This is a genomic window from Parasynechococcus sp. (assembly GCF_042954245.1).
Classification (GTDB): domain Bacteria; phylum Cyanobacteriota; class Cyanobacteriia; order PCC-6307; family Cyanobiaceae; genus Parasynechococcus.
This window is the reverse complement of sequence record NZ_JBGKDP010000055.1, coordinates 1-21,011: the sequence shown is the minus strand read 5'-3', so window position 1 is coordinate 21,011 and position 21,011 is coordinate 1. Positions and strand designations below refer to the sequence as shown.

Genomic DNA, 21,011 nt, shown 5'->3' with positions numbered 1-21,011 from the left:
CGAGGTCAGGGAAATGATCGTGGGTGGGTGGCAGATCACCAGGGGAAAGAAATCTCTCGGCCTCGGATGTTGAGTTGAATCCCCTACGCCGCAGCATACAGCGCAGCGACAGCGGCAAATCAAGCCCTTGCAATGGCGATGGTTCCACCACGGCTGGAAGGGACCAGGACCAATGCAGCGGAACAGCCAGCAAGGGAATGCAAGGGGGGGGGTGATGTCCCAGCATTGTGCCGTTGCTGCTCCTCAAGGTGAACAGGCTTTCAGCGGTCTTTTGGGATGTGGATGGCACCTTGGCCGACACGGAAATGGACGGTCATCGACCGGCCTTCAACATGGCCTTCAAGGAGCTGGATCTCCCCTTCATTTGGGATGAAGCCCTCTACAACAAGCTGCTGGCGATTCCTGGTGGACTCCGCAGGGTGAAGCTGCACGCTGAAGCCTGTGGGGTGACCCTCACCCAGGACCAACTCCACCAGGTGCGTGACCGCAAACGCTTGTATTACTTGGAGCGGGTCCGCCAAGGACACGTGCAACTTCGCCCCGGTGTGAGGAGGCTCTTGCAGGAGCTGCACCACGCCGGGGTGCAGCAGTGGATCGTCACCTCGAGCGGATCGGCATCGGTGATGGCTCTGCTGGAACAGATCCAGAAGCAGATTCCCAGCTTTGATGGCGTGGTGACATCGGACGACGTTGCCTCGGGGAAGCCCGCACCGGATGGCTACCTGCTCGCTCTCAAACGCAGTGGGGCCAACAGTGCTGCCAGCCTCGCCTTGGAAGATTCTGCCGCGGGTCTCTCGGCAGCAAGTGCCGCTGATCTGCGCTGTCTGCTGACCCCTTCTTCCTGGGATGCCGCAACCCTGCGTGATGCCGGTGGCGAGGCAGCTGCGGTGTGGGATCACCTGGGCGATCCAGGACATCCAGCAACCCTATTTTCCGGTGCCTCTTGCCAGGAGGGGTCAGTGACGCTGAAGTATTTGGAGACCTTGCTGTAGGTGCCGGATCGATGAGCTCAATCCAGCGCACACGCCTGGCGGGGCTTCAGAACAGTTGGGGGACAGAGATCCGGCGGTCCTGGTCTGGCCCCTGGTGGTGCCGCAGCGCCTCGCTACTGCTGCTGCTGCTCGGATTTTTCATCGGTAGCAACCTCCCCGCCTACATCCTGGATGCTGTCGAGCTGAGGACCTATACGGCGTTTTATGCCCTTATCGCCTGTGAATTGATGGTTCTTGGGCGCCGTCGTCTTCCCTGGCTCGACAACCTGCGGCTTGGATTTGTGTATGCCGTTGTTCTGGAGGCGTTCAAAGTTGGATCCTGAGGGCCAACGCGTCATTCCCAGCAACGATCAGCAGCGGTTGCTTCAGCATCTCGAGTTGGGCGACGTCGAGAGTTGGTCTGCACTGCAGCGCAACTCTGGGCGTCACCGGGTCGCCATCGATCACTGGCATTCCCAGGCGGTGCCAGATTGGTTGTGGTCTGTTGGTCTGCCTCTTCTGAGTCTGGGGCAGCAATGGCAGGGAGAACGCCATCTGCTTGGATTCAGTGCTTTGCCGGGATGCGGGAAGACCACCCTGGGGCAATGGATTGAAGCTGCCGCCAGGGCACTTCGCCTCTCCATCCAGGTGGTTTCGCTTGATGACTTTTATTTCGAGGCCGAACGGCTTGATGCGGCGATGCAAGGCAACCCCTGGGGTGTGCCCCGCGCGCTTCCTGGCAGCCATGACCTGGAGCTCCTGCAGGAGTGTCTTCAGACATGGCGACAGGGTGAGAACGTCTTGATGCCGTGCTTCGACAAAGCCAAACGACAAGGACGTGGAGATCGCAGCGGTTGGCGCCCTTGCGATGCCGACCTGCTGATTTTTGAGGGATGGTTTGTGGGCTGCAGACCAAATGCCAATGCAACTGCAGATGAGCCCCATCTTGAGAACCCCTTAACGCCGCAGGAGTTGGAGTGGCGCCAGAAGCTGCAAGTTGTGCTCGCCCACTACGAAGCCACCTGGAGTTGTTTCAATCAACTCTGGCAACTGCGGGCGACAGACTTCAATGCTCCTTGGCGATGGAAACGGCAACAGGAAGCCACCCTGGAGGCGGAACGGGGAGCATCGCTTTCCAATTCCGAACTGGATCGTTTCATCCGCATGATTCTCTGCTCGCTGCCATCGAGCAGTTTTCAAACAATGCAAGCAGATGTTGTTGTGGAGGTGGATCCGGATCGAACCCTGCGGCGAATCCACCTCCCGGGTGCGATTCAGGATTCGTCGTCTTCGGACTCACTCACCGGATAAACAAAACCCTGGGCGCGGCCACTCAGCACAGACTTACCAATGGACATGGCGCGCTGGGCGGCAACGGCTGCCTTGGCCTTCCAGGTGGCGCTGCGCTGGTTGCGCTTGGCCTTGGATGTTTTCTTCTTCGGGACGGCCATTGCGCCTGTTGAATTTCCAAACCGAGATTGTCTCGTTTGGAACCCCCTTGCGTCAAATCGCTAGGCTCCATGCAGCGTAGCGTTGACGTGGCACCAGGTTCGGACGGCTCCAGTGGTTCCGCGGCCCCTCAGAAGGATCAACCTTCGTCGATTCAGGGCTTTTGGACGAAGCAGAACACGGTGAGTTATTCCACCCTGCTGAGGGATATCGATGCGAAAGAGATCAAACAATTGGATCTTGTGCCGGGCCTGCGGGAGGTCAGGGTCCAATACAACGATGGCCGACGGGTCATCGTTCCCGTTTTCGCCAACGACAACCAAATCCTTCGGGCCGCCGAGAGCTCCGGCACGCCCCTAACGGTTGTTGATATTCGCCGCGAACAAGCAGGTCGCGAACTGGCGGGAACCCTGATATTGATTCTGCTGGTGGTGGTCGGCTTGTCGCTTCTGCTGAAGCGTTCAGCTCAGATGGCGAACAGAGCTCTTGGGCTTGGGCGCAGTCAACCTCGGTTGAAACCCCAGGAAGACCTTCAGCTCCGTTTTGAGGATGTTGCCGGTATTAATAATGCACGGCTGGAACTTGAGGAAGTGGTCACCTTTCTCAAGCAGCCCGAGGCCTTCATTCGGCTAGGCGCAAGGATCCCGCGGGGCGTATTGCTGGTCGGCCCCCCTGGAACCGGGAAAACGCTTCTTGCCAAGGTGATGGCAGGGGAGGCGGGCGTGCCGTTCTTCTCCATCGCAGCCTCTGAGTTTGTTGAGCTGTTCGTGGGTGTTGGCGCGAGCAGAGTTCGCGATCTGTTCCGCCAAGCCAAGGAAAAGTCCCCCTGCATCGTTTTCATTGATGAGATCGATGCCGTGGGTCGCCAGCGGGGTGCTGGCATCGGCGGCGGCAACGATGAACGGGAGCAGACCCTCAACCAACTCCTGACGGAGATGGACGGCTTTGAGGAGAACTCCGGTGTGATCATGCTGGCGGCCACAAACCGCGCCGACGTGCTCGACGCCGCATTGTTGCGTCCCGGACGCTTCGACCGGCGCATTGATGTGGGCCTTCCTGATCGCCGAGGTCGCGAGGCCATTCTCGCCGTGCATGCGAGAACACGCCCCCTCGATGACTTGGTTTCGCTGTCGGATTGGGCGAGCCGCACCCCTGGCTTTTCCGGGGCTGACCTGGCCAATCTGCTCAACGAAGCGGCCATCCTCACGGCCCGCCAGAACATGCTCCGCATCGGTCAGTTCCAACTGGAAGGGGCCTTGGAGCGGATCACCATGGGGCTGAGCAATCGCCCCTTGCAGGACAGCGCCAAAAAACGGCTCATCGCCTATCATGAGGTGGGGCATGCTCTGGTGGCCACCCTTCTGCCGGCTGCAAACGCGGTGGACAAGGTCACGATTCTTCCCCGGGGGGGAGCCGGCGGTTATACCCGCTTCATGCCCGACGAGGAGGTGCTAGATTCTGGGTTAATCACACGCTTGTCCTGCCTCGCTGGTCTGGTGGTGGCCCTGGGCGGACGAGCCGCGGAGCAAGTGGTTTTCGGATCACTCGAGATCACGCAGGGGGCCAGTGGAGATCTCCAGATGGTGGCGCAACTGGCACGGGAGATGGTGACGCGCTTTGGCTTTTCCAACCTCGGACCGATGGCACTGGAAGGCCCAGGTACGGAGGTTTTTTTGGGGCGCGACTGGTTCAACCAACGGCCGGGCTACGCCGAATCCACAGGCCAGGCGATTGATGCTCAAATCCGCCAGCTCGCCAAGAACGCTCTGGCGCAGGCGATCGCCCTGCTGGAGCCGCGACGTGAGTTGATGGATCAACTGGTGGACGTTTTGATTGCCGAGGAAACAATCAACGGTGATCGGTTCCGAGACATCGCTGGCCTCCCATGAGACGCCTCCTCCTTCTGCTACCGCTGGTTGTTGTTGCAGCCCGGATGCAGATCGAGTGGCTCTGGTTCGATCAGTTCGCCTGGACGGACGTTCTGCTCAAGCGCTGGCTTCTGCAGCTTCTCTTCGCAGGGTTGGCGACGCTGCCGCTGCTGGCAGCCCGGGCCTGGTCTAGGCAATTCAGACAACAGACGTTGAGCACATCCCAGGGGATGAGCCTGACCGGATGGTCCTACGGATTCATGCTGTTGCTCACTGCTGGTGTGGTGCTAATCAGTGCCTTGCTGACGCTGGATCTGTTGGCGCTGGCCATCCGTGATCCGTTTCAGCTTGGGGAATGGCAGCCACTTTTGGGGCTCTACGACAGATTCAGCTCAGCTACGGGAGTCGTTCAGGCAGGGGTGGTAGGCCTGGCGATGGCCTGGCCTCGTTGGCTGGCACGGATTGTGGCAGGCTCTTTGGTGGTTGCCGTCAGCCGCGCCTGGGGCATCTGGACGTTGGCTCTCTGGATTCCTGATGAATTCACGAAAGACCCTCTACTCGGGGCCGATCTGAGCTTCGGATTGGGGCGCTTTGCCGGATTGCATCTGGCCCTGGAACTACTGCTCTTGGGCGCTGTGTTCACCCTCGTGTTGGAGCTGTGGCGTGTGCTGGCGGGCTCAAAGGCGATTTCTGACTGGGCCAGTCCAGCCTTTGCTCCGCGACAGATCCAACTGATCAGGTCGCTTTCGGCGCTACTGCTGCTCGGAGCGGCGGGTCTGGTGTGGTTATCGAGGCATCAGCTCTTGTGGACCCAACACGGCCTGGTGGCCGGGGCCGGATGGTTGCAGGCCCACCTGACCCTTCCGTTGCGTGGTTTCGCTACACTGCTGCTGGTGCTGATGGCGTTTGCCCTTCTGTTGCCGTGCCGGCGACGGCTGCGTCGGGGCTTCGCATTGGCCTTGGCGTCGCTCGTGGCGCTGGAAATAGTGGCCACACCGCTGACGCGCTGGCTTGTGGTGCGGCCGCAGGAACGCGATTTGCAAGAGCGCTACCTAGCACAAGCCATTCAGGCGACGCAGCGCGGCTTCCAGTTGGATCAAATTAAGAGTCGAGTTGTCGACCCCCAAAGGCTCAGTGCTGCTGATCGGGAGAAAGGCGCCAGCACGCTCGAAAATGTACGCCTCTGGGACAGCGGTCCTCTACTGGAAGCGAACCGGCAACTGCAACAGCTGAGGGTCTACTACCGCTTTTCCAATGCAGCCGTTGACCGTTATCCGCTGAATCAGGACAGCGATTCGGCGCAGCAGGTGATTCTCTCGGCCCGCGAATTGGATCAGTCCGCGTTGCCGCGTCGATCAAAAACCTGGCAGAACCGTCATTTCATCTTCACCCACGGCTATGGGTTCACTGTCAGTCCGGTGAATGACCGAAGCAGTGATGGTCTCCCCTCTTATTTCGTCAAAGGTCTCGGCCCAGAAACACTCATTCAGGGAAATCCAGCACTAGGTATTGAAAGATCGGAGGTGCAAAAAGAAATTCCCGTTGGCGATGCAGCGCTCTATTTTGGGATGCTTCCTTCGCCCTATGCCATCGCTCCAACGCAGATCAAGGAATTCGATTACCCCGAAGGCGACATCAATAAGATGACGCACTATCAGGGATCAGGTGGGCTACCCATTGAATCCTGGCTTCAAAAATGGGCAGCGGCGATTTATCTCCGTGAACCTCGACTGTTGATCACCAAAGCGATCAATGCTGATTCCAAACTACTGATCCGGCGTGATGTGCGCAGCCGCGTCAAAGCGATTGCACCCTTCATTGATTTCCGCAGCGAGCCTTATCTGATCTCAATTCCGAACGCTGAGCAGGACACTTCCACCACGACCAACGTGACAGCCGATCAACGCCAACAACATCAGTACTGGGTTGTCGAGGGGTATACCCACAGCACAACCCTGGCCTACAGCGCAGCGGTCTCACCAGAAGATTCTGATCGGTATTTAAGAAACTCAGTGAAGGCCATCGTGGATGCATACAACGGCAGCGTTCAGTTTTTCATCTCAGAACCCGACGATCCGATTATTAAAGCCTGGGCACACACTTTTCCTGGCTTGATTGATCCGATGGAAGAGATGCCGAAGCTGATTCGTGATCACCTCAGAGTTCCTGAGGAATTCTTTAATGTTCAGGTGAATCAGCTGAAGCGATACCACGTTAAAGACCCCCAAATCTTCTACAGCGGTGATGATGTTTGGGAAGTTCCCAGTGAAATTTATGGGGGGCGAAAAGTTGATGTTGAGCCGTATCACATTACGGCCCAGCTGCAAGGCAACGACAATTCTGAATTTCTACTGCTCCAACCTTTAACCCCCCTGGCCAGGCCCAATCTCACGGCGTGGTTGGTGGCTCGGAATGATGGTGATCACTACGGTGAATTGGAGCTGATCGATTTTCCCAAAGACAAAAATATTCTCGGCCCGGAACAAGTTCAGGCACTGATTCATCAGGATCCAGATGTGAGCGAGCAGTTCGGTCTTTGGGATCAGGAGGATCTGGAACTCCTGCAAGGCAATCTGCTTGTGCTTCCCGTTGGCTCCGGACTTCTTTATGTGGAACCGGTGTATCTACGCACCAGGAAGGTGGGGCTGCCTTCTCTGGCCAGGATTGTTGTGAGTGACGGTCGTTTGGTTGCCATGGACCAAGACCTCAATCTCGCTTGGGATCAACTCATGAAAAAAACCCACCCGTATGACGGGCAGGGCACAGCGGAATAACCGAAGGGGCTGAGCGAAGAACGTTCAGCCAATGGCGGAGAAGTATTCCTTGGAACCCTTGGGGTCAGGCTTCATGGTCTTTTCACCAGGAGTCCAGTTGGCAGGACAAACCTCGTCGGGGTTGGACTGCACGTACTGGAAGGCCTGCAGAACCCGCAGGGTCTCATCCACGTTGCGGCCAACAGGCAGGTTGTTGATGGTGGCGTGCATGATCACACCATCGGGGTCGATGATGAACAGACCACGCAGGGCAACACCCTCAGCCTCATCGAGAACGTTGTAGGCCGTGGAGATTTCCTTCTTCAGGTCGGCAACGAGGGGATAGTTGATATCGCCCAGGCCACCCTGATTGCGAGGGGTCTGGATCCAGGCCAGGTGGCTGAACTGGCTGTCCACGGAAACGCCGAGAATCTCGGTGTTCTTGCTGGAGAAATCGGTGTAGCGGTCGCTGAAAGCCGTGATTTCAGTTGGGCAAACGAAGGTGAAATCCAGCGGATAGAAGAACAGCACCACGTACTTGCCCCGGTACTGGGACAGGGTGACTTCCTTGAACTCCTGGTCCACCACTGCGGTGGCTGTGAAATCAGGGGCCTGCTGGCCCACACGCAAGCAACCGGTGTCGGTCATTTTCGGGAGGTGAATGAGTGAGCTGAAGACCGGAAACGACGTAACACGTAGTCGATCCGACTTCCAGTATCAGTTCTGAACTTATCACGACCCTAGCCATCCTTCGCCATAAACTCAGGTTATGACTGACCAACTCACGAGCTGGGATCCTGCGCTCTTGCGCAAGTTCAGTTCCACCGGACATTTCCGTCTGCTGAACCAGCTGAAGGGAGATCTGCGCAAGAAACCTCTGGACCGAGATCAGCGCACTGGCCAGTTGAAGAGCCTGGGTGGGAATCGCGGCGCCACCCGACGTTCAACCCCTGCGAGGCTCGTCGAGGCAGCACCGGCACCGGCACCGACATCTGTCGTTGAGACCGTGACGCCTTCCACCAAGGATGACCAGCCCAAATCCTTCCGAGACCGCCTCAATGCCATCGACATGCGCTGAGGCTGAACCTCTGAGATGTATGATGGGCACTGGCCTGGAGGGCCTGCGTCAGAGTAGCTCAGCTGGTTAGAGCACAGGATTCATAACCCTGAGGTCGGGAGTTCAAGTCTCCCCTCTGACATTCATTTATTCAAGCTGGCGAACAACCAGCTCATAACCGAGCAGGTTGTGAGCTTGATTGGTTCAAGCCTTTCTCGCTGGCAGCTTGACCAAGGGATTGAGGGCGGCGCCACCGGCGCGACGGATTTCAAAGTGGAGGTGAGGTCCGGTGCTTCTTCCAGTGCTTCCCATCAATGAAATACGAGCACCACGGGGCACAACCTGCCCTTTTTTGACCAGAAGGCGGCTGTTGTGGGCGTAACGCGTGGATTCGCCATCGCTGTGGGCGATTTCGACCAGATAGCCATAAGCACCGCTCCAGCCGGAGAAGGAGACGATCCCATCACGCGCTGCAAAAACAGGTGTTCCGGTGTTATTGGCGATATCAATGCCTTTATGCATCCGACCCCAACGCCATCCATAACCGGAGGTGAAAACACCCTTGGTTGGCCACTGGTAACCAACGATCGGTGGTTTGAGGCTGTCGGGCTGATCGGCCATCAGCAACAGAGTTTGCTCAGGCCAAGCAGCGCCTCCACTCCGAAGCGGACGGACAGCAAGAAGTGATTGCCCTGAGGAAGCCTGGGCGATCTGAAGTTCCCGACCAACCGTCAAAGCACTGAGTTCGAGCCCAGGATTCCAGGTCTTGAGCTGATCTTGGGTGACACCGTGGCGCTTAAGGAACGCAGCCAGGGAATCCCCTTTCTTGATTTTGGCAAGGGTGGTCACCGGAGGCGGTGCAGCCACAGGAAGGGTCTGACGTTCACTGGTCCGCTTGAGTGACGACAACGTCACTGCAACAGTACGAACAGAACTAGGCAGAGAGAGCCAACTCTCCTTTTCGAAAACGTGAGATGAAGGCACGTTGTTCAACGTGGCCAGAACCTCTCGATCGAGCTGAAGAAGTTCAGCAAAACGCCTTAGTGAAGTGGCACGAACAACTTTGAGCCAGACCGGATTTGTCGATTTGGCTTTGCTGACAACAGCTATGGAATCCTGAGGATCGAGAGCTGGAAGGGGGGGCAACTCGGCAAGATCAAAGGTGGCGTTATCGGCAATTCCGAGCAGGGAGCTCCACAGACCCAAAGACACAACAGGGGTTACAGCAGCTGCCAGAGCGAGCGATGCGCGCATGAAAACCCTGAGACGCGTTGAAGGTAACGAGCCGAACATCCCGGCGCAAGGGGTGGTGGTGGTGGAGCAGTGGTGGGATCACCACAACCGCAACTGCTGTCCAGCCACGTAGGTCACCAGTGCGCAAGCCATAGAAAGGTTGAGGCTGCGTACGCCTCCCTGGTCAGCGTCATCAGCTGCTCCAGGCATTGGGATTGTGAGGATGCTGTCGCAGGCTTCGCGAACCGTTTCCGGCAGCCCCGTGTCGTTCCCGACCGAACAGCAGAGCATCACCCCGTTGAAACGTGAACGAGGAGAGCGATGAACCACCACGACGACTGCAACCGATCAACCGCTGCTCAGGACGAAGCTCAGCTTGAAACTCGGGGAAGTTCGCAGCGATCGAAAGCTGAACGTGGGGCCAGTAATCGAGACCGGCACGGCGAATGCTGCGATCATCCACCTTGAAGCCAAGGGATTCAATCAGGGTCAATGGCACCCTGAAAGCCGCCGAGGTGCGAGCAATGTTGCCGGTGTTCGGTGGGATCTGGGGCTCGAACAGGGCAATCCGCGGGGGGGAAATCTCAGTCATGGCACCAACTGGCCAAGGGCATGAAGATCCAGAGCGCGACCCTGGAGAACCAGCCAGGCGGCGTTGGCGACGCAATCAAGCGATTGCGCAAGGCTTCCAAGACGATCCCGAAACGAGCCACCGATGCGTGTTGGGGGAACAATGCCCCAGCCTGTCTCTTCGATCACCAGAACAAACGTGCAGTGCGATGACCTGATCGAGGCGATCAGCCGTTCACAGAGGTGATCCCACTCCGATGCACTTAGGTCAAGGTGATGGGCAACGAATCCACCGAGCGAATCAATCAGAACAGATTGCCCCGGAGCAAGGCTGTCGATGGCGTTCACCAGCTCTACTCCGCATTCAGCAACGCTCCAGTGGTCGGGTCGACGCTGCCGGTGAGCCTCCAGTCGCTTCTGCCAGTCACGGTCATCCGGTCGGGTGGCCGCCGTGGCGATGTAGGTCACAACAGGGTGGTGATGCAAGAGATGCTCAGCCCAACGGCTCTTTCCACTGCGGGCTGGTCCGCTGACGAGAATCAGGCGGCTGGTCTGGCCTGCAACGGGGGGCTCCACATGGGACGCGGGATCAACCACCTCCATTCATCCCCTTCAGCGTCGCGACGGAAGACGGAGACACACGGTTGAGATACCTGAAAATCCAATACTTGAAGATCGTCGCTAACACCACTGGGAATGTCGCGATGAAGAGATTGACGAAACTCTGGCTGGAGGGAAGACCGAAATGCTCGGCAATCCCTTCCAGCAACACCGACCAACCTTCCGGGCTGTGGTATCCCACGAAAATGTCGGTGAACAAGATGATGGCGAAGGCCTTGGCGGAATCACTCAGCCCGTAAACAGCCTCATCCACAAATCCTCGAAGAACCCGCAGTTCATCGCGGCTCATAAAACACACCACGGCGAAGGCGATCAGGCCGGCCAAATCCGCAAAGACGTTTTTGATCGCCTTGAGACTTTCCTCATCAGCATCGTGCTTGAGTTCCGTCGCTTTTTCGGTGAGCTTGTCGCCCAGCGCACCATCATCCAGGGGCTGGACGCCTTTGAGAAAGGCATCGAATTCCAGTTCTTGCTTGTAGAGCCAAAGTTTTTCTGCGGCCTTCTCTTCCAGCTGAGGCTTGGGATAACTCAGGAAAGGCAGTTCGGGTGAAAGCTGATTTACCGCAGGGGAGATCAGGTAAGTCCCGGCGATCTGCTGAACCAGCAAGGGAACCAGAACGAGAAGCAGCAGAACCCTCAGTGAAATCAGCGTACTGTCCCGCTGGCGTCGATAGCCGGCAACCAAGTTGTCCTCGGTCGAAGGATCCAACTGAAGTCGGATGCTGTCTAAGACACCGAGAAGCGAACGGGGCAGGGCATCTGGTGAGCGGCTGATCGACGGCGAACTGCTGGATCGTCGCGACTCATAACGGCTTACGACGGATTCGATCAATTGGAGTTGACGCAGTTCCTGGGAATCCAGTTGCCCCCGTTGGTCCGAGAGATTGGCAGCTGAATTGCGGCAGATGGCCAGTGCCGTTTTGAAGCGACGCAGAATCGTGGCCTGAACAGAGCGCGGCACGGAGAGCTTGAGCTCCGGCCGGATCTGCCGGTCGCCGTAATACTCCAACTCCAAGCTTTGGATGAGCAAAGCCGCCTCGTAGCCACGCTCAAGATCACTGGAGAGTTCGATGGATTGGCTGTTGCTGAATAGGTTGATCCAGTTACGGCGGCTCATCGCAGTCGGTTCATCAGCGCGAGAACACCCACCAGGTGGCCATCGGAATGATGGTTCCAAGCGCCAATAAGATGATCACCCACTTGGTGGCATCGCTCTCGGCAGTTTCCGCCTTGGTGGGAATGTTGGTGGGCAGAGTGACCCGTTCGATCTCCTTCGGAGGGCCGGGATCTTCCCCACCCGAGAGAACAGTTGAAAGTCGGGTGAGGCCATCAACGGATGCCTGGCGATAACGATCGCCCTCCCGCAGGGGCACAGTCATCGTTGTAAGCGCGGTGCTCTTCAGCAAGCTTGAAGGAAGCTGTGCTTCAAGCTCCTGATTTGCGACCACGGCGGAACGCTTGTTGGATGCTTCGATCAACATCAACAGCAATGGATTGCCGCTGGATGAGCTCCACGTCTTGAGGAGTTCCTCGCCGAAGTTGTTCAAGGTGATGCCGTAATCCAAACGCCGAAGCGTGATCAAGCGGGCATCCACTCGTTGATCCTCAAAACGGCGCAATTTCGCTTCCAATTCACCACGGCTGGCGCGGCTGAACACGTCGGCACCGTCGATCACCAACGCATCCGGCAGGCTTCCACCCAGGGCAGCAGGTGAAACCGCCAGACTGGCAGGGGCCCAGAGGAGAAGACAGAACCCGAAACTGAGCAGGCTGGCCAACAGGCGTCTGGCGGAACTGGGCATCCCTTCAAGCGTTATGACTCCCTCAGTCTGCCGTTAGCTGTCCAGCATGTCGCGGTTGAGCGCTACGATTGCTTCAACAATCATGCGGGCTTCGTTGTCGGGCAACGTCATCTGACGGGTGAGCTGATCCAAGAGATCGGTTTCCTCCGCTGTGATCTTGCGGTCGGCATGCACCAAATGGGCGGCCACAGCCAGGGCCGACTGCTGCTGTATTCGATTGAGTTGCGGCAGGGCGGAGGCGATCAAGCCTTGAACGCCCTCCTCCCGCAACAGCAGCAGCAAGCGGTCAAACAATTCACTCATCGTCGCATCAGAGCTGTTGCTATAAAGTGATAGATTCTCCAGCTGACGGCGCAGGGCATGGGCTTCTTCCCGCCCAAGCCTTCCGTCACAGGCAACAGCGGCGAGGGCAATGGCGGCAAAAGCCTCGGGAGTCGTCATGGCAGAGACGCACATGTCCGTATTTGAGCAGGATGATTGCGTTCTGACAGCACCCCTTGTTGATGCCAGGTCCCGCTCAAGCCGTTCTGATCTGTGCGCTTTTGTTGCTGGGTCTGACCGTGACCAATGCGGGGTTGGCGGAGACCGTGACACCCGAACTTCAAAGAGCAGAGGTTCTGGCAGGGATGGCAGCGGTGGGTCTGATGTTGGTGGCAGTGCTTTGGACACGGGCCAATCCCAAATCAGCGGAGAAGATCCCGTTGAAAGGAGAGCAGGGACTGAAGATGACTGATCAGTTCAGTGAGGACCAACAACAGGAGTTGGCCTGGGGCAGCCACATGCTGCTGACGGCGACGCCGGCGGCATCCATGCTTGTGCTGTGGCAGCAGCAGGTTGTGTTGCGTCGGGGTCTGATCAGTCAGGAGGCTTTCAAACCAGGGGCGATCACCAAACGGGCCATGGAACGTGAGCAAACCATCTCCCTCGTGAACACAACACTCTTTCCGGGCCGGGCCGAATTCGACGGAATGCTGCCGTCACTCCCGGCCATCGTTGTGTGCCCTATGGGAAACGATGGGGCCGTGATCGTGGGGGGCTGGTCGCCCCGTTGTTTCACCCGCTCGGATGAGCGATGGATTGAGGGCTGGACCAAGCGGCTCAGAACGACACTTGGGGCCGGCGAGGTTTCTCCTGTGACGCCGGACTCAGCTTGATCGTCGATTCAACCCTCGCTCCGGATTGGCCGAAGCGGATCTCGCCATCATCCGAAATCTTCGCCTCCATACGTGAGGCCAGAGTGATCTGCTCAGGCTTGGTCCGCTGAAGAACCACATCGCCATCAGCCACAACCCGCTCATTGCGCCAGTTCCATGTGCACCGCTGGGCCGTAAGCGTTTCCAGCTTCTGCTCCACGCGACAGTCCCTGGAAATGATCACCGTGCCAGTGCGCTGATCAAGCTTGAATCCCCTGCCCTGAACCTTGCTGTTTTTCAAATCAGCCTGAACGGGTTGATCGGATTCCAATTGCTTCGCCGAAAACAGCCAACGCGTCCGTCCGGCAGTGATCCGACCGCGGTCGCTTTCGAGCACAAGCGTGACCGGTTGTTGAAGGTCGAGGTAACCCTTACGGGTGTTGCCCTCCAACCCTGAAGCACTGAGCGTGCGGCCATCGCTGCGCACGGCCTCCACCGGACCAGGCGCCTGCATCAAACCGCTCTTCAGATTCCAGGTTCCGCTGCCACCCCGCACCACTGTGGAAGCAGCATTTGTTTCATCAACACGGTTCAGCTGGGTTGGGCCGCTGAATAACAGCACTTCGGTGTCTTGCTGGAAGGCCAGCTCGCGGGAGCGAATTTGTGTCTGGCCATCATTGGCCATTGGCCGTTGATTGATCACCATCCGCGACTGCGATGGCGTCCAAATCAGATTGTCTCCCTCAATCGTCAGCCCCCGTTGGTTCAACTGCCGGAGCTGCACCGATCCTTCAAGAACGACGAGCTCTCCATCCCTCAACACCGTGGCGAGATCGGCGGTGATCCTGTAGTGTGGTTGATCATCACGATAAAGGACGCCCTCCGGACGTCGTGCGCGGATAATTCGACTGCTTAGGTCGTAACGCGCCTCGGGACTGGTGAGATCCCAGTCACGGTTACCATCGTCGGCCCGTTGACTTAAGTCAAGCGATCGAAACACAAAGGACGGAGTGGGTTCAACCGAGATCGGCCGCCGAGTTGTACAAGCGGTCAGCAAAGCACTCGCCACGAGGGCTGTCGTCAGACCACAACCTGACAAGTGACCCAGCATATTTCGTTCAGAGCGGTTCATCCAGTTCCAACCGCTGCATCACCGGTGTTGGCTTGGGCAGCGCAGAACCGCTGCACAGCCTGCCCCAATTCAGCTGATTCGACCAGTTGCTTGGATCCAAGCTTTCTCCAAGTTGGGAAAGGATCCGCTCGCTGAGATCGGGCAGCAGCGGGGCAAGCAGGAGCCCAACGATGCGGGTGGTTTCCAGCACAGCGAACAAATCTTCGGCCACGCTCGCCTCTTGACCGGGTTCCTTCATGCGACTCCAGGGAGCCGTGTCATTGAGATGACCGTTCGCCGCAATGGCCAACTGAAGAATCGATTCGGCCGCGGTCTTGAATGCAAGTATCGGCATCGCCTCGATCACCGTGCGCACGGTTTCCGCAGCCTTGAGAGCCAGGGGATGGTCAGCCCTTGAGGCTGCTCCTGCCGGAGGGATGCCGTCATCGAACCACTTGCGGGCCATTGACGAGGTGCGGTTCAGCAGGTTGCCGATGGTGTTGGCCAGGTCGTTGTTGACCAGATCCACAAAGCGTTGTTGTTGGAAATCTCCGTCGTCTCCGAATTGGATGTCGCGCAGCAGATACCAACGAACGGCATCGGTGCCGCACCGCTCCAGCAACAGTTCCGGGTCGAGCACATTGCCAAGGGATTTGCCCATCTTCTGGCCCTCCCGGGTCAGGAAGCCATGGCCAAACACCTTTTGCGGCACCGGCAGTCCGGCAGACATGCACATGGCAGGCCAGAACACGGCATGGAAGCGAAGAATGTCCTTGCCAATCACATGCACGGAAGCGGGCCAGCCACAGGAGGCAAGCCGATCCAGCGACACCGCATCGCCGTCATCCAGGAGTGCTGTGAGATAGCCCAGCAGGGCATCAAACCAGACGTAGAAGGTGTGACCGGGATGGTCGGGAACAGGCAGTCCCCAGGAAACATTCACCCGTGAGATGGAGAAGTCGCGCAGGCCTTGGGCGACGAAATTGCGCACTTCCTGTCGTCTGCTGGCAGGGGCGATGAAGTCATCCCGAGCCACCAACTCCTCAATGGCGGATTGATAGCGGGAGAGCCGAAAGAAGAGGTTCTCCTCATCTCGCCATTCCAGCGGCTTGCGGTGAATTGAACAGGAGGGTGACTTCGCTTCGGCCGGATCGTCCTTGTACTCCTCGCAATCGACGCAGTACCAGCCGGTCTGTTTGCCAACAACGATGTCGCCGGATGCTTTGACCCGTTCGTAGAACTGCTCCACCAACTCCAAGTGGCGCGGGTTGGTGGTGCGCACGAAGCGATCGTCGGAAATCCCCCACTGATTCCAGAGATCGCGGTAGCGGCTGCTGACGCGATCGCAGTGGTCTTGGGGGCTTAGCTGCTGACGTTCTGCCGTGCGCTGAATCTTCTGGCCGTGCTCATCAACGCCGGTCACGAAGGTCACCTTTTCCAGCCGGAGTCGCTCGAAGCGAGCCAGGGCGTCACAGACCAAGGTCGTGTAGGTGCTGCCCAGATGGGGACGATCGTTGACGTAATAGAGCGGAGTCGTAAGGGTGTAGGGCATCAGAAAAGTTCGAACTCCGCTGCACCGCAGCAACGACAGACTCTAACGAGCATGCCCAACACGCTCCATGCCAATCCGCCCTCGTCATGACGCACTGCGATGTGGTGGTTTGGGGTGGTGGCTGCGGGGGCGTCGCTGCTGCTCTGCAAAGTGCAAGATCAGGAGCGGACACGACTCTGCTCACCCCTGGCCCCTGGCTCGGGGGCATGGTGAGTTCGGCAGGAGTCTGTGCCCCGGATGGCCATGAACTGACCTGTTGGCAAACCGGGATCTGGGGCGCCTTTCTGCGACAGCTCAAGTTGGAAGAGACGAGCGGCCTCGACCACAATTGGGTGAGCTGTTTTGGATACAGGCCACAAACGGCCGAGCGGATCTTACAATACTGGACGGCTGTCGAGCCCAATCTGGAGTGGCGTCCCCACTGCAGGCTGGAGCAGGTTCACAGCCAGCAGGGTCGACTCCATTCCGTAGACATCCACAGCGCGAATGGCGTCGAAACCTTCTCCGCCAACGTGTTTGTTGACGGCAGCGACCTGGGTGATCTGCTTGCCCTGTCGTCGGCTCCTTTCCGCTGGGGTTGGGAAGCCAAGGAGATGTGGGATGAACCCAGCGCCCCCGATCAGTCGCGGCTCGAAAGCGACGCGTTCTTTCAACGGCAACCTATCCAGTCACCCACCTGGGTGGTGATGGGTCAATTGGATGGGGAACTCGCTCCGCAGTGTTCCGGTGGGATCCCGCGGATTCCGTTTGAACGGAGCACCGCCAGCTTCGGCCTCGAGAAAACCATCACCTATGGCCGTCTGCCCGGTGGCCTGGTCATGCTCAATTGGCCCCTGGAGGGGAACGACTGGCACAAAAGCCTCGATCGAGCCCTCAGCACTGATGGCGAGGTTCATGCAGAACTGGCCCAGGAGATGCAGGGGCATAGCAAAGAGTTCCTCGCGGCGCTGTCGGAATGCAGCGGCGGTTGGATCGCTGTCGGGAATGCTTTTCCAGGTGAAGATCCCAGCCTGGCGTTAATGCCGTACTGGCGGGAAGGTCGCCGGCTGATGGGTCGATCAACAGTCACGGAACGCGACCTGTTGCCGATGTCCAAGGGAGCCTTTCGAGGACCGCTACCGATCGATGGCCAAGGACGTTGCACCAGCATCGCTGTGGGCACCTACGCCAATGACCATCACTACCCCGGGGAGGACTGGCCTCTCGCACCGAAAAGTGTTCGTTGGGGAGGGCGTTGGACCGGCACCCCCTTCTGCATCCCCTTCGATGCCTTGATCTCAGACTCGATCCCCAACCTTGTGATGGCGGAGAAAGGCTTCAGCGTCAGCCACATGGCCAATGGGGCTACGCGCTTGCAGCCCTTGATCCTCAATCTGGGCCAGGTGGCGGGTCTTGCGGCGGCCATGGCCATTCGCCAGGGCTGTGGCGTTTGTGATCTTGCGGTTGAGGCCATCCAGTCAGCCCTGATCCACGAGCCGCAAGCCCCTGCAGCAGTGCTTCCGATCTGGGACTGGCCGCTCTGGCATCCGCACTGGGTCAAAGCTCAGGAGCAGGGCTTGGCTCGACCTGAACACCTGGATGCGATGGGCTGCCTTTCAGGCCCAAGGGCCAACACGATCATTCCCCCCGGCATAAACCAGGCGCCAAACCAGCCCCATGAGTTCGGTCTCGATGGCGTGATCAAAGGCAGCCTTCAGGAGGGCTACCAATTGCAAACCGCAAAAAGGGTCTGGCCCCTGATCACCCTGGAACCTGCCATTCACCGCTGGCTTACCGCCTCGGATCGCGTCGGCCAAAGGGTGAATCTGCGCGGCGTGCAAAATCCATGGGGTCCCTGGGTTCGGATCACAGGGGTTCTGGATTAAGCCAACTGAAGCTGCAGCTCACCGCGGACGGGGTCAGCACGACCCACCTTGAGTTCAAGAGTGTCACCGGGCGCAGGGTCTGCTGAAGACACACAACCGACCAGATCCATGGCCAGGTCGCTGACATGTACCAGGGCCAACCGATCCTGCGGACGCAACCAGCGCAGGAATTCGGCCGACCAAACGGTGCTCTGATGCTCAGCGAACCATACCTGCTGCCAATGGCGCTGATCCTCCCGGCTGATCTGAATGGATTGGCGCAATGGATCATCGAGATCGTCGATCACTTCCCCCAGATGAACTTCATCCAACGGTGCAATCGCCAAAAGCTGGGCAATGATCTGCCGGTGGGCCACGAGATCGGCATAGCGTCGAATCGGTGATGTCGCCTGCACATAGGCCTCAAGCCCGAGGCTGAAATGGGGCATGGGTCGCGTGCCTTGCACGCCACGGCTCAAGCAGCGCTTGATCGCCGCATCACGGGCTGGTCCATCGGGGATTCGATCGAGTTCATCGCTGGAGGGCAGCTCCGCCGCAGGCTGACTGCGGAAGGGCAGCGGCAGGTTGTGCTCTTGTCCAAAGTTGGCCACAACAGCGCCCATCAGAAGCATCGCTTCACTCACCATCAGGCGGGAGGGTGACGGGTCAATCACTTGCAGCGTCAAATCCCCCTCGCTGCGACGGAAGCGTCCTTCGGGATGGTCGAACATCACGGCCCCCTTGGAGCGGCGCCAGTGTATTCGCTGCATTAAGAGTCGCGAGAGATTCGAGAGGGCTTCATCGCCTGGGGGAGCCAACTCGATCAGCTCATCACCATCGGTATAGGTGAGGCCGTAGCGGGGTCGGATCCAACTGCGTGCAATCCATTGATCCGCCACAGCACCTTCATCATCAAGGCGAACGGCCACACTCAGGGCAGCACAACGCTGCCCGGCCCGCAGGCTGAGGGGACCGGCCGCCAGCTCCAGAGGGAGCATGGGCATCACACCCTCCGCCAGATACAAACTGGTGGCCCGACGTCTGGCTTCCTGATCGAGGGGGGAGTCAATGCCGATCAGCCGGCTGGGATCAGCGATGTGGATCCAGATCCAATCGACGCCGTCACGACGCTCCAGGGAGAGCGCGTCATCAATTTCGCGGGTTTCCGCATCGTCCAGGCTGTAGGTCGCCAGGTGAGTGAGGTCGATGCGGTGCTCATCCCCAGGCAGCTCTTTATTCGACAGAGCAACAAGGCGATTCGCTTCCTCCACCAGATCAATGGGAAAACTGCGAGACCAGACGCTGCCTCTCAGGCCAATGGGTTCGTTGGGATCGAGCAACCCACGCACGATCAACCACTGCCGCAGATCGGCGGCATCCGATCCGATCGATAACGGTGCCGACCACTGCTGGAGATCCAGGTCGGAGCCCACCGCAGCGGGATTGTCTTTCAGCAACTGAATCCAGTGGCTGAAGCGCTCGTCCCAGACCTTGCCCAGTTCGAGGCGTTCATCGTCGCTGAGGGCTCGTTCCGCCCGAAGCAACGCGAGCTGCCGTTGTTCTTGCTGTTGCGCCTGCCGCTCAGCACGGCGTTGGCGCCGCAGGCTGGCCCGCTCCTCGCAGGGGAGTGGTTGGATCAAGCGGTCTCGACGCCAGCGGAACAACTGTTGGCTCCCATGCAGCCAGGCCCATAGCGCTGCCAGACCGGCGAGGTTGAACTGGCCCAGCACCAACTCCCCCAACTCGCACAGGCTCAGTCGAGCCATGCCCCCCGGTTGATCCGTTTCAAGCAGCTGCCAAGCCTCGATGACGGCCCGTGCTGATGGGGCACTGTCCTGCACCTGCTCAGGGGCAGGTAGGTCACAATGATCGAAGCGATGCTGGGAATCAATGGCAATCAGGTCGCGCAGGGGCAGACCCTGGTCACGACGTTGACCACCAAAAGAAAGAACCGCCTTGCTGCCCTTGATGGACAGAAGACGGCCGAAAAGAGGAGAACCCTTGAGAACAACCGCGACGGTGTCTCCGGGTTGGATGGAATTATTCAACGCCCGAGGATCAACCTTCGGGGTTCACGAACGGCAGAAGGGCAACGATGCGGGCACGCTTGACGGCATTGGTGAGATCGCGCTGCTGCTTGGCGGTGAGGCCGGTGAGGCGGCGGGGAAGGATCTTGCCGCGTTCGGTGATGAACTTCTTGAGAAGATCCACATCCTTGTAATCGATGGGATCACCGGGCTTGATCGGCGAAAGACGCTTCTTGAAGACGGAGCTCGACATGAATCAGGAACGGTTGGAATGGTGCGAAGAGAGCTGCAGGGTCACTTGATCTCCTTATGGAGAGTGGACTTGTTGCAGTGGGGACAGAACTTCTTGATCTCCAGCCGTTCGGTGGTGTTCCGGCGGTTCTTCTCGGTCGTGTAACGGGACACGCCGGGGGAACGCTTGGCGGGATTGGACCGGCATTCGGTGCACTCGAGAGTGATCACGATCCGGACGCCCTTGTTCTTGGCCATAAAGGACGTTGCGCCGCAGTTGCGAAGCGAATTGACAAACAAAGAGCTTACCCGGTCGCCCTATCGGGCTCAGCCCGGGGGAGCTTCCTAAGATCACGCGCCCAGTTCCTTGCAAACCCATGCGGGTGTCCCTCTCCTGGCTGAAGCAACTCGTCCAGGTGGATGAATCCGTAGAGGCACTCGAAAACCGCCTGTCCATGGCTGGATTTGAGGTGGAAGAGATCGATGACCTCAGCGCCAAGGCCCAGGGGGTGGTCGTGGGCCATGTGCTGGAGCGTGAGCAACACAGCAATGCCGACAAACTCAGTGTCTGCAAGGTGGATATCGGCGCAACCGAACCCGTTCAGATCGTTTGCGGAGCCGCGAACGTACGGGCCGGCATTCATGTGCCCGTCGCCACCGTCGGAGCTGTGCTTCCCGCCGTTGGACTCACGATCAAAGCCGGTGAACTGCGCGGGGTCGCCAGCAACGGAATGATCTGCTCGCTGACGGAACTGGGCCTGGCCAACGCGTCGGACGGCATCGCGATTC

General features: G+C 58.7%; 21 protein-coding genes, 1 tRNA gene and 1 pseudogene. 10 read left to right on the top strand and 13 right to left on the bottom strand.

Going from position 1 to position 21,011, the window contains the following annotated elements; all coding sequences use genetic code 11:
• Positions 1-227: 227 nt before the first annotated feature.
• The 3 genes from ACGVJ8_RS02630 to ACGVJ8_RS02620 are packed head-to-tail and all read left to right on the top strand — an operon-like array spanning position 228 to position 2,282.
• Positions 228-992, top strand: a complete 765-nt coding sequence (locus ACGVJ8_RS02630; RefSeq protein ID WP_392345349.1) for an HAD-IA family hydrolase — start codon at positions 228-230, stop codon at positions 990-992.
• 11 nt (positions 993-1,003) lie between these two features.
• Complete coding sequence (locus ACGVJ8_RS02625; protein ID WP_392345348.1) at positions 1,004-1,315, top strand: DUF565 domain-containing protein; 312 nt, start codon at positions 1,004-1,006, stop codon at positions 1,313-1,315.
• The gene (locus ACGVJ8_RS02620; RefSeq protein ID WP_392345347.1) at positions 1,305-2,282 is read left to right on the top strand and encodes a phosphoribulokinase; all 978 of its coding nucleotides are present in this window, start codon (positions 1,305-1,307) and stop codon (positions 2,280-2,282) included. The genes ACGVJ8_RS02625 and ACGVJ8_RS02620 overlap by 11 nt, the downstream gene beginning before the upstream one ends.
• Here ACGVJ8_RS02620 and rpmF read toward each other — a convergent pair.
• The gene (gene rpmF, locus ACGVJ8_RS02615; RefSeq protein WP_392345346.1) at positions 2,246-2,422 is read right to left on the bottom strand and encodes a 50S ribosomal protein L32; all 177 of its coding nucleotides are present in this window, start codon (positions 2,420-2,422) and stop codon (positions 2,246-2,248) included. The genes ACGVJ8_RS02620 and rpmF overlap by 37 nt on opposite strands.
• Positions 2,423-2,509: 87 nt before the next feature.
• On the opposite strand from rpmF, the gene ftsH reads away from it, so the two are divergent.
• Complete coding sequence (gene ftsH / locus ACGVJ8_RS02610) at positions 2,510-4,309, top strand: ATP-dependent zinc metalloprotease FtsH (protein WP_392345345.1); 1,800 nt, start codon at positions 2,510-2,512, stop codon at positions 4,307-4,309.
• Complete coding sequence (locus ACGVJ8_RS02605) at positions 4,306-7,062, top strand: UPF0182 family protein (RefSeq protein ID WP_392345344.1); 2,757 nt, start codon at positions 4,306-4,308, stop codon at positions 7,060-7,062. Before ftsH ends, ACGVJ8_RS02605 begins: the two co-directional genes overlap by 4 nt.
• 24 nt (positions 7,063-7,086) lie before the next feature.
• On the opposite strand, the gene ACGVJ8_RS02600 is transcribed toward ACGVJ8_RS02605, so the two are convergent.
• Positions 7,087-7,689, bottom strand: coding sequence for a peroxiredoxin (locus tag ACGVJ8_RS02600; protein WP_392345343.1), 603 nt, complete (start codon positions 7,687-7,689; stop codon positions 7,087-7,089).
• 121 nt (positions 7,690-7,810) lie between these two features.
• Here ACGVJ8_RS02600 and ACGVJ8_RS02595 point away from each other — a divergent pair, with 121 nt between their 5' ends.
• Together ACGVJ8_RS02595 and ACGVJ8_RS02590 are read left to right on the top strand one after the other, a co-directional pair.
• Complete coding sequence (locus ACGVJ8_RS02595) at positions 7,811-8,119, top strand: hypothetical protein (protein ID WP_392345342.1); 309 nt, start codon at positions 7,811-7,813, stop codon at positions 8,117-8,119.
• Positions 8,120-8,166: 47 nt separating this feature from the next.
• Positions 8,167-8,240, top strand: a tRNA-Met gene (locus ACGVJ8_RS02590).
• A 62-nt stretch (positions 8,241-8,302) separates the two neighbouring features.
• Here the strand turns inward: ACGVJ8_RS02590 and ACGVJ8_RS02585 are convergent.
• From ACGVJ8_RS02585 to ACGVJ8_RS02560, 6 genes and pseudogenes are all read right to left on the bottom strand, one after another.
• Positions 8,303-9,352: a peptidoglycan DD-metalloendopeptidase family protein gene (locus ACGVJ8_RS02585; protein WP_392345341.1), complete on the bottom strand. Its 1,050-nt coding sequence runs from the start codon at positions 9,350-9,352 to the stop codon at positions 8,303-8,305.
• A 78-nt stretch (positions 9,353-9,430) separates the two neighbouring features.
• Positions 9,431-9,923 (bottom strand): annotated as a pseudogene (locus ACGVJ8_RS02580) (TrmH family RNA methyltransferase).
• Positions 9,920-10,504, bottom strand: coding sequence for a bifunctional adenosylcobinamide kinase/adenosylcobinamide-phosphate guanylyltransferase (gene cobU, locus ACGVJ8_RS02575; protein WP_392345340.1), 585 nt, complete (start codon positions 10,502-10,504; stop codon positions 9,920-9,922). The pseudogene ACGVJ8_RS02580 and the gene cobU overlap by 4 nt, the downstream one beginning before the upstream one ends.
• Positions 10,491-11,639, bottom strand: a complete 1,149-nt coding sequence (gene pxcA, locus ACGVJ8_RS02570; protein WP_392345339.1) for a proton extrusion protein PcxA — start codon at positions 11,637-11,639, stop codon at positions 10,491-10,493. The genes cobU and pxcA overlap by 14 nt, the downstream gene beginning before the upstream one ends.
• 13 nt (positions 11,640-11,652) lie before the next feature.
• Positions 11,653-12,324 (bottom strand): photosystem II repair protein Psb32, encoded by a 672-nt coding sequence (gene psb32, locus ACGVJ8_RS02565; RefSeq protein WP_392345338.1) that lies wholly within the window; start codon positions 12,322-12,324, stop codon positions 11,653-11,655.
• A 33-nt stretch (positions 12,325-12,357) separates the two neighbouring features.
• Positions 12,358-12,765, bottom strand: a complete 408-nt coding sequence (locus ACGVJ8_RS02560; RefSeq protein ID WP_392345337.1) for a hypothetical protein — start codon at positions 12,763-12,765, stop codon at positions 12,358-12,360.
• A gap of 62 nt (positions 12,766-12,827) precedes the next feature.
• On the opposite strand from ACGVJ8_RS02560, the gene ACGVJ8_RS02555 reads away from it, so the two are divergent.
• Positions 12,828-13,478 carry a cofactor assembly of complex C subunit B gene (locus tag ACGVJ8_RS02555; protein WP_392345336.1) on the top strand — a complete coding sequence of 217 codons (651 nt, stop codon included), beginning with the start codon at positions 12,828-12,830 and terminating at the stop codon, positions 13,476-13,478.
• On the opposite strand, the gene lptC is transcribed toward ACGVJ8_RS02555, so the two are convergent.
• Both lptC and metG read right to left on the bottom strand, forming a co-directional pair.
• Entirely contained in the window at positions 13,423-14,568 is a 1,146-nt protein-coding gene (gene lptC / locus ACGVJ8_RS02550) for an LPS export ABC transporter periplasmic protein LptC (protein WP_392345335.1), read from the bottom strand. The genes ACGVJ8_RS02555 and lptC overlap by 56 nt on opposite strands.
• Before the next feature lie 7 nt (positions 14,569-14,575).
• Entirely contained in the window at positions 14,576-16,120 is a 1,545-nt protein-coding gene (metG, locus tag ACGVJ8_RS02545; RefSeq protein ID WP_392345334.1) for a methionine--tRNA ligase, read from the bottom strand.
• Positions 16,121-16,206: 86 nt separating this feature from the next.
• Between metG and ACGVJ8_RS02540 the strand changes: the two genes are divergently transcribed.
• Entirely contained in the window at positions 16,207-17,985 is a 1,779-nt protein-coding gene (locus tag ACGVJ8_RS02540; protein WP_392345333.1) for an FAD-dependent oxidoreductase, read from the top strand.
• Here the strand turns inward: ACGVJ8_RS02540 and ACGVJ8_RS02535 are convergent.
• From ACGVJ8_RS02535 to rpmG, 3 genes are read right to left on the bottom strand one after another with little or no spacing between them, the layout of a single operon-like run.
• Entirely contained in the window at positions 17,982-20,012 is a 2,031-nt protein-coding gene (locus ACGVJ8_RS02535) for a ribonuclease catalytic domain-containing protein (protein WP_392345332.1), read from the bottom strand. The two genes, ACGVJ8_RS02540 and ACGVJ8_RS02535, sit on opposite strands and share 4 nt — an antisense overlap.
• Positions 20,013-20,022: 10 nt before the next feature.
• Positions 20,023-20,244, bottom strand: a complete 222-nt coding sequence (gene rpsR / locus ACGVJ8_RS02530; RefSeq protein ID WP_392345331.1) for a 30S ribosomal protein S18 — start codon at positions 20,242-20,244, stop codon at positions 20,023-20,025.
• Positions 20,245-20,285: 41 nt separating this feature from the next.
• Entirely contained in the window at positions 20,286-20,480 is a 195-nt protein-coding gene (rpmG, locus tag ACGVJ8_RS02525) for a 50S ribosomal protein L33 (RefSeq protein ID WP_006851071.1), read from the bottom strand.
• A gap of 119 nt (positions 20,481-20,599) precedes the next feature.
• Between rpmG and ytpR the strand changes: the two genes are divergently transcribed.
• Positions 20,600-21,011: YtpR family tRNA-binding protein (ytpR, locus tag ACGVJ8_RS02520; RefSeq protein ID WP_392345330.1), on the top strand; the 412-nt coding region annotated here is incomplete at its 3' end.

Coding starts and splice junctions, on each gene's coding strand:
- metG (WP_392345334.1), bottom strand. CDS start 16,120: ATGCCCTACACCCTTACGACTCCGCTCTATTACGTCAACGATCGTCCC.
- ACGVJ8_RS02595 (WP_392345342.1), top strand. CDS start 7,811: ATGACTGACCAACTCACGAGCTGGGATCCTGCGCTCTTGCGCAAGTTC.
- ACGVJ8_RS02600 (WP_392345343.1), bottom strand. CDS start 7,689: ATGACCGACACCGGTTGCTTGCGTGTGGGCCAGCAGGCCCCTGATTTC.
- ACGVJ8_RS02560 (WP_392345337.1), bottom strand. CDS start 12,765: ATGACGACTCCCGAGGCTTTTGCCGCCATTGCCCTCGCCGCTGTTGCC.
- lptC (WP_392345335.1), bottom strand. CDS start 14,568: ATGCTGGGTCACTTGTCAGGTTGTGGTCTGACGACAGCCCTCGTGGCG.
- ACGVJ8_RS02585 (WP_392345341.1), bottom strand. CDS start 9,352: ATGCGCGCATCGCTCGCTCTGGCAGCTGCTGTAACCCCTGTTGTGTCT.
- psb32 (WP_392345338.1), bottom strand. CDS start 12,324: ATGCCCAGTTCCGCCAGACGCCTGTTGGCCAGCCTGCTCAGTTTCGGG.
- rpsR (WP_392345331.1), bottom strand. CDS start 20,244: ATGTCGAGCTCCGTCTTCAAGAAGCGTCTTTCGCCGATCAAGCCCGGT.
- ACGVJ8_RS02540 (WP_392345333.1), top strand. CDS start 16,207: ATGACGCACTGCGATGTGGTGGTTTGGGGTGGTGGCTGCGGGGGCGTC.
- ACGVJ8_RS02555 (WP_392345336.1), top strand. CDS start 12,828: ATGCCAGGTCCCGCTCAAGCCGTTCTGATCTGTGCGCTTTTGTTGCTG.
- pxcA (WP_392345339.1), bottom strand. CDS start 11,639: ATGAGCCGCCGTAACTGGATCAACCTATTCAGCAACAGCCAATCCATC.
- cobU (WP_392345340.1), bottom strand. CDS start 10,504: ATGGAGGTGGTTGATCCCGCGTCCCATGTGGAGCCCCCCGTTGCAGGC.
- ACGVJ8_RS02605 (WP_392345344.1), top strand. CDS start 4,306: ATGAGACGCCTCCTCCTTCTGCTACCGCTGGTTGTTGTTGCAGCCCGG.
- rpmF (WP_392345346.1), bottom strand. CDS start 2,422: ATGGCCGTCCCGAAGAAGAAAACATCCAAGGCCAAGCGCAACCAGCGC.
- ACGVJ8_RS02625 (WP_392345348.1), top strand. CDS start 1,004: ATGAGCTCAATCCAGCGCACACGCCTGGCGGGGCTTCAGAACAGTTGG.
- rpmG (WP_006851071.1), bottom strand. CDS start 20,480: ATGGCCAAGAACAAGGGCGTCCGGATCGTGATCACTCTCGAGTGCACC.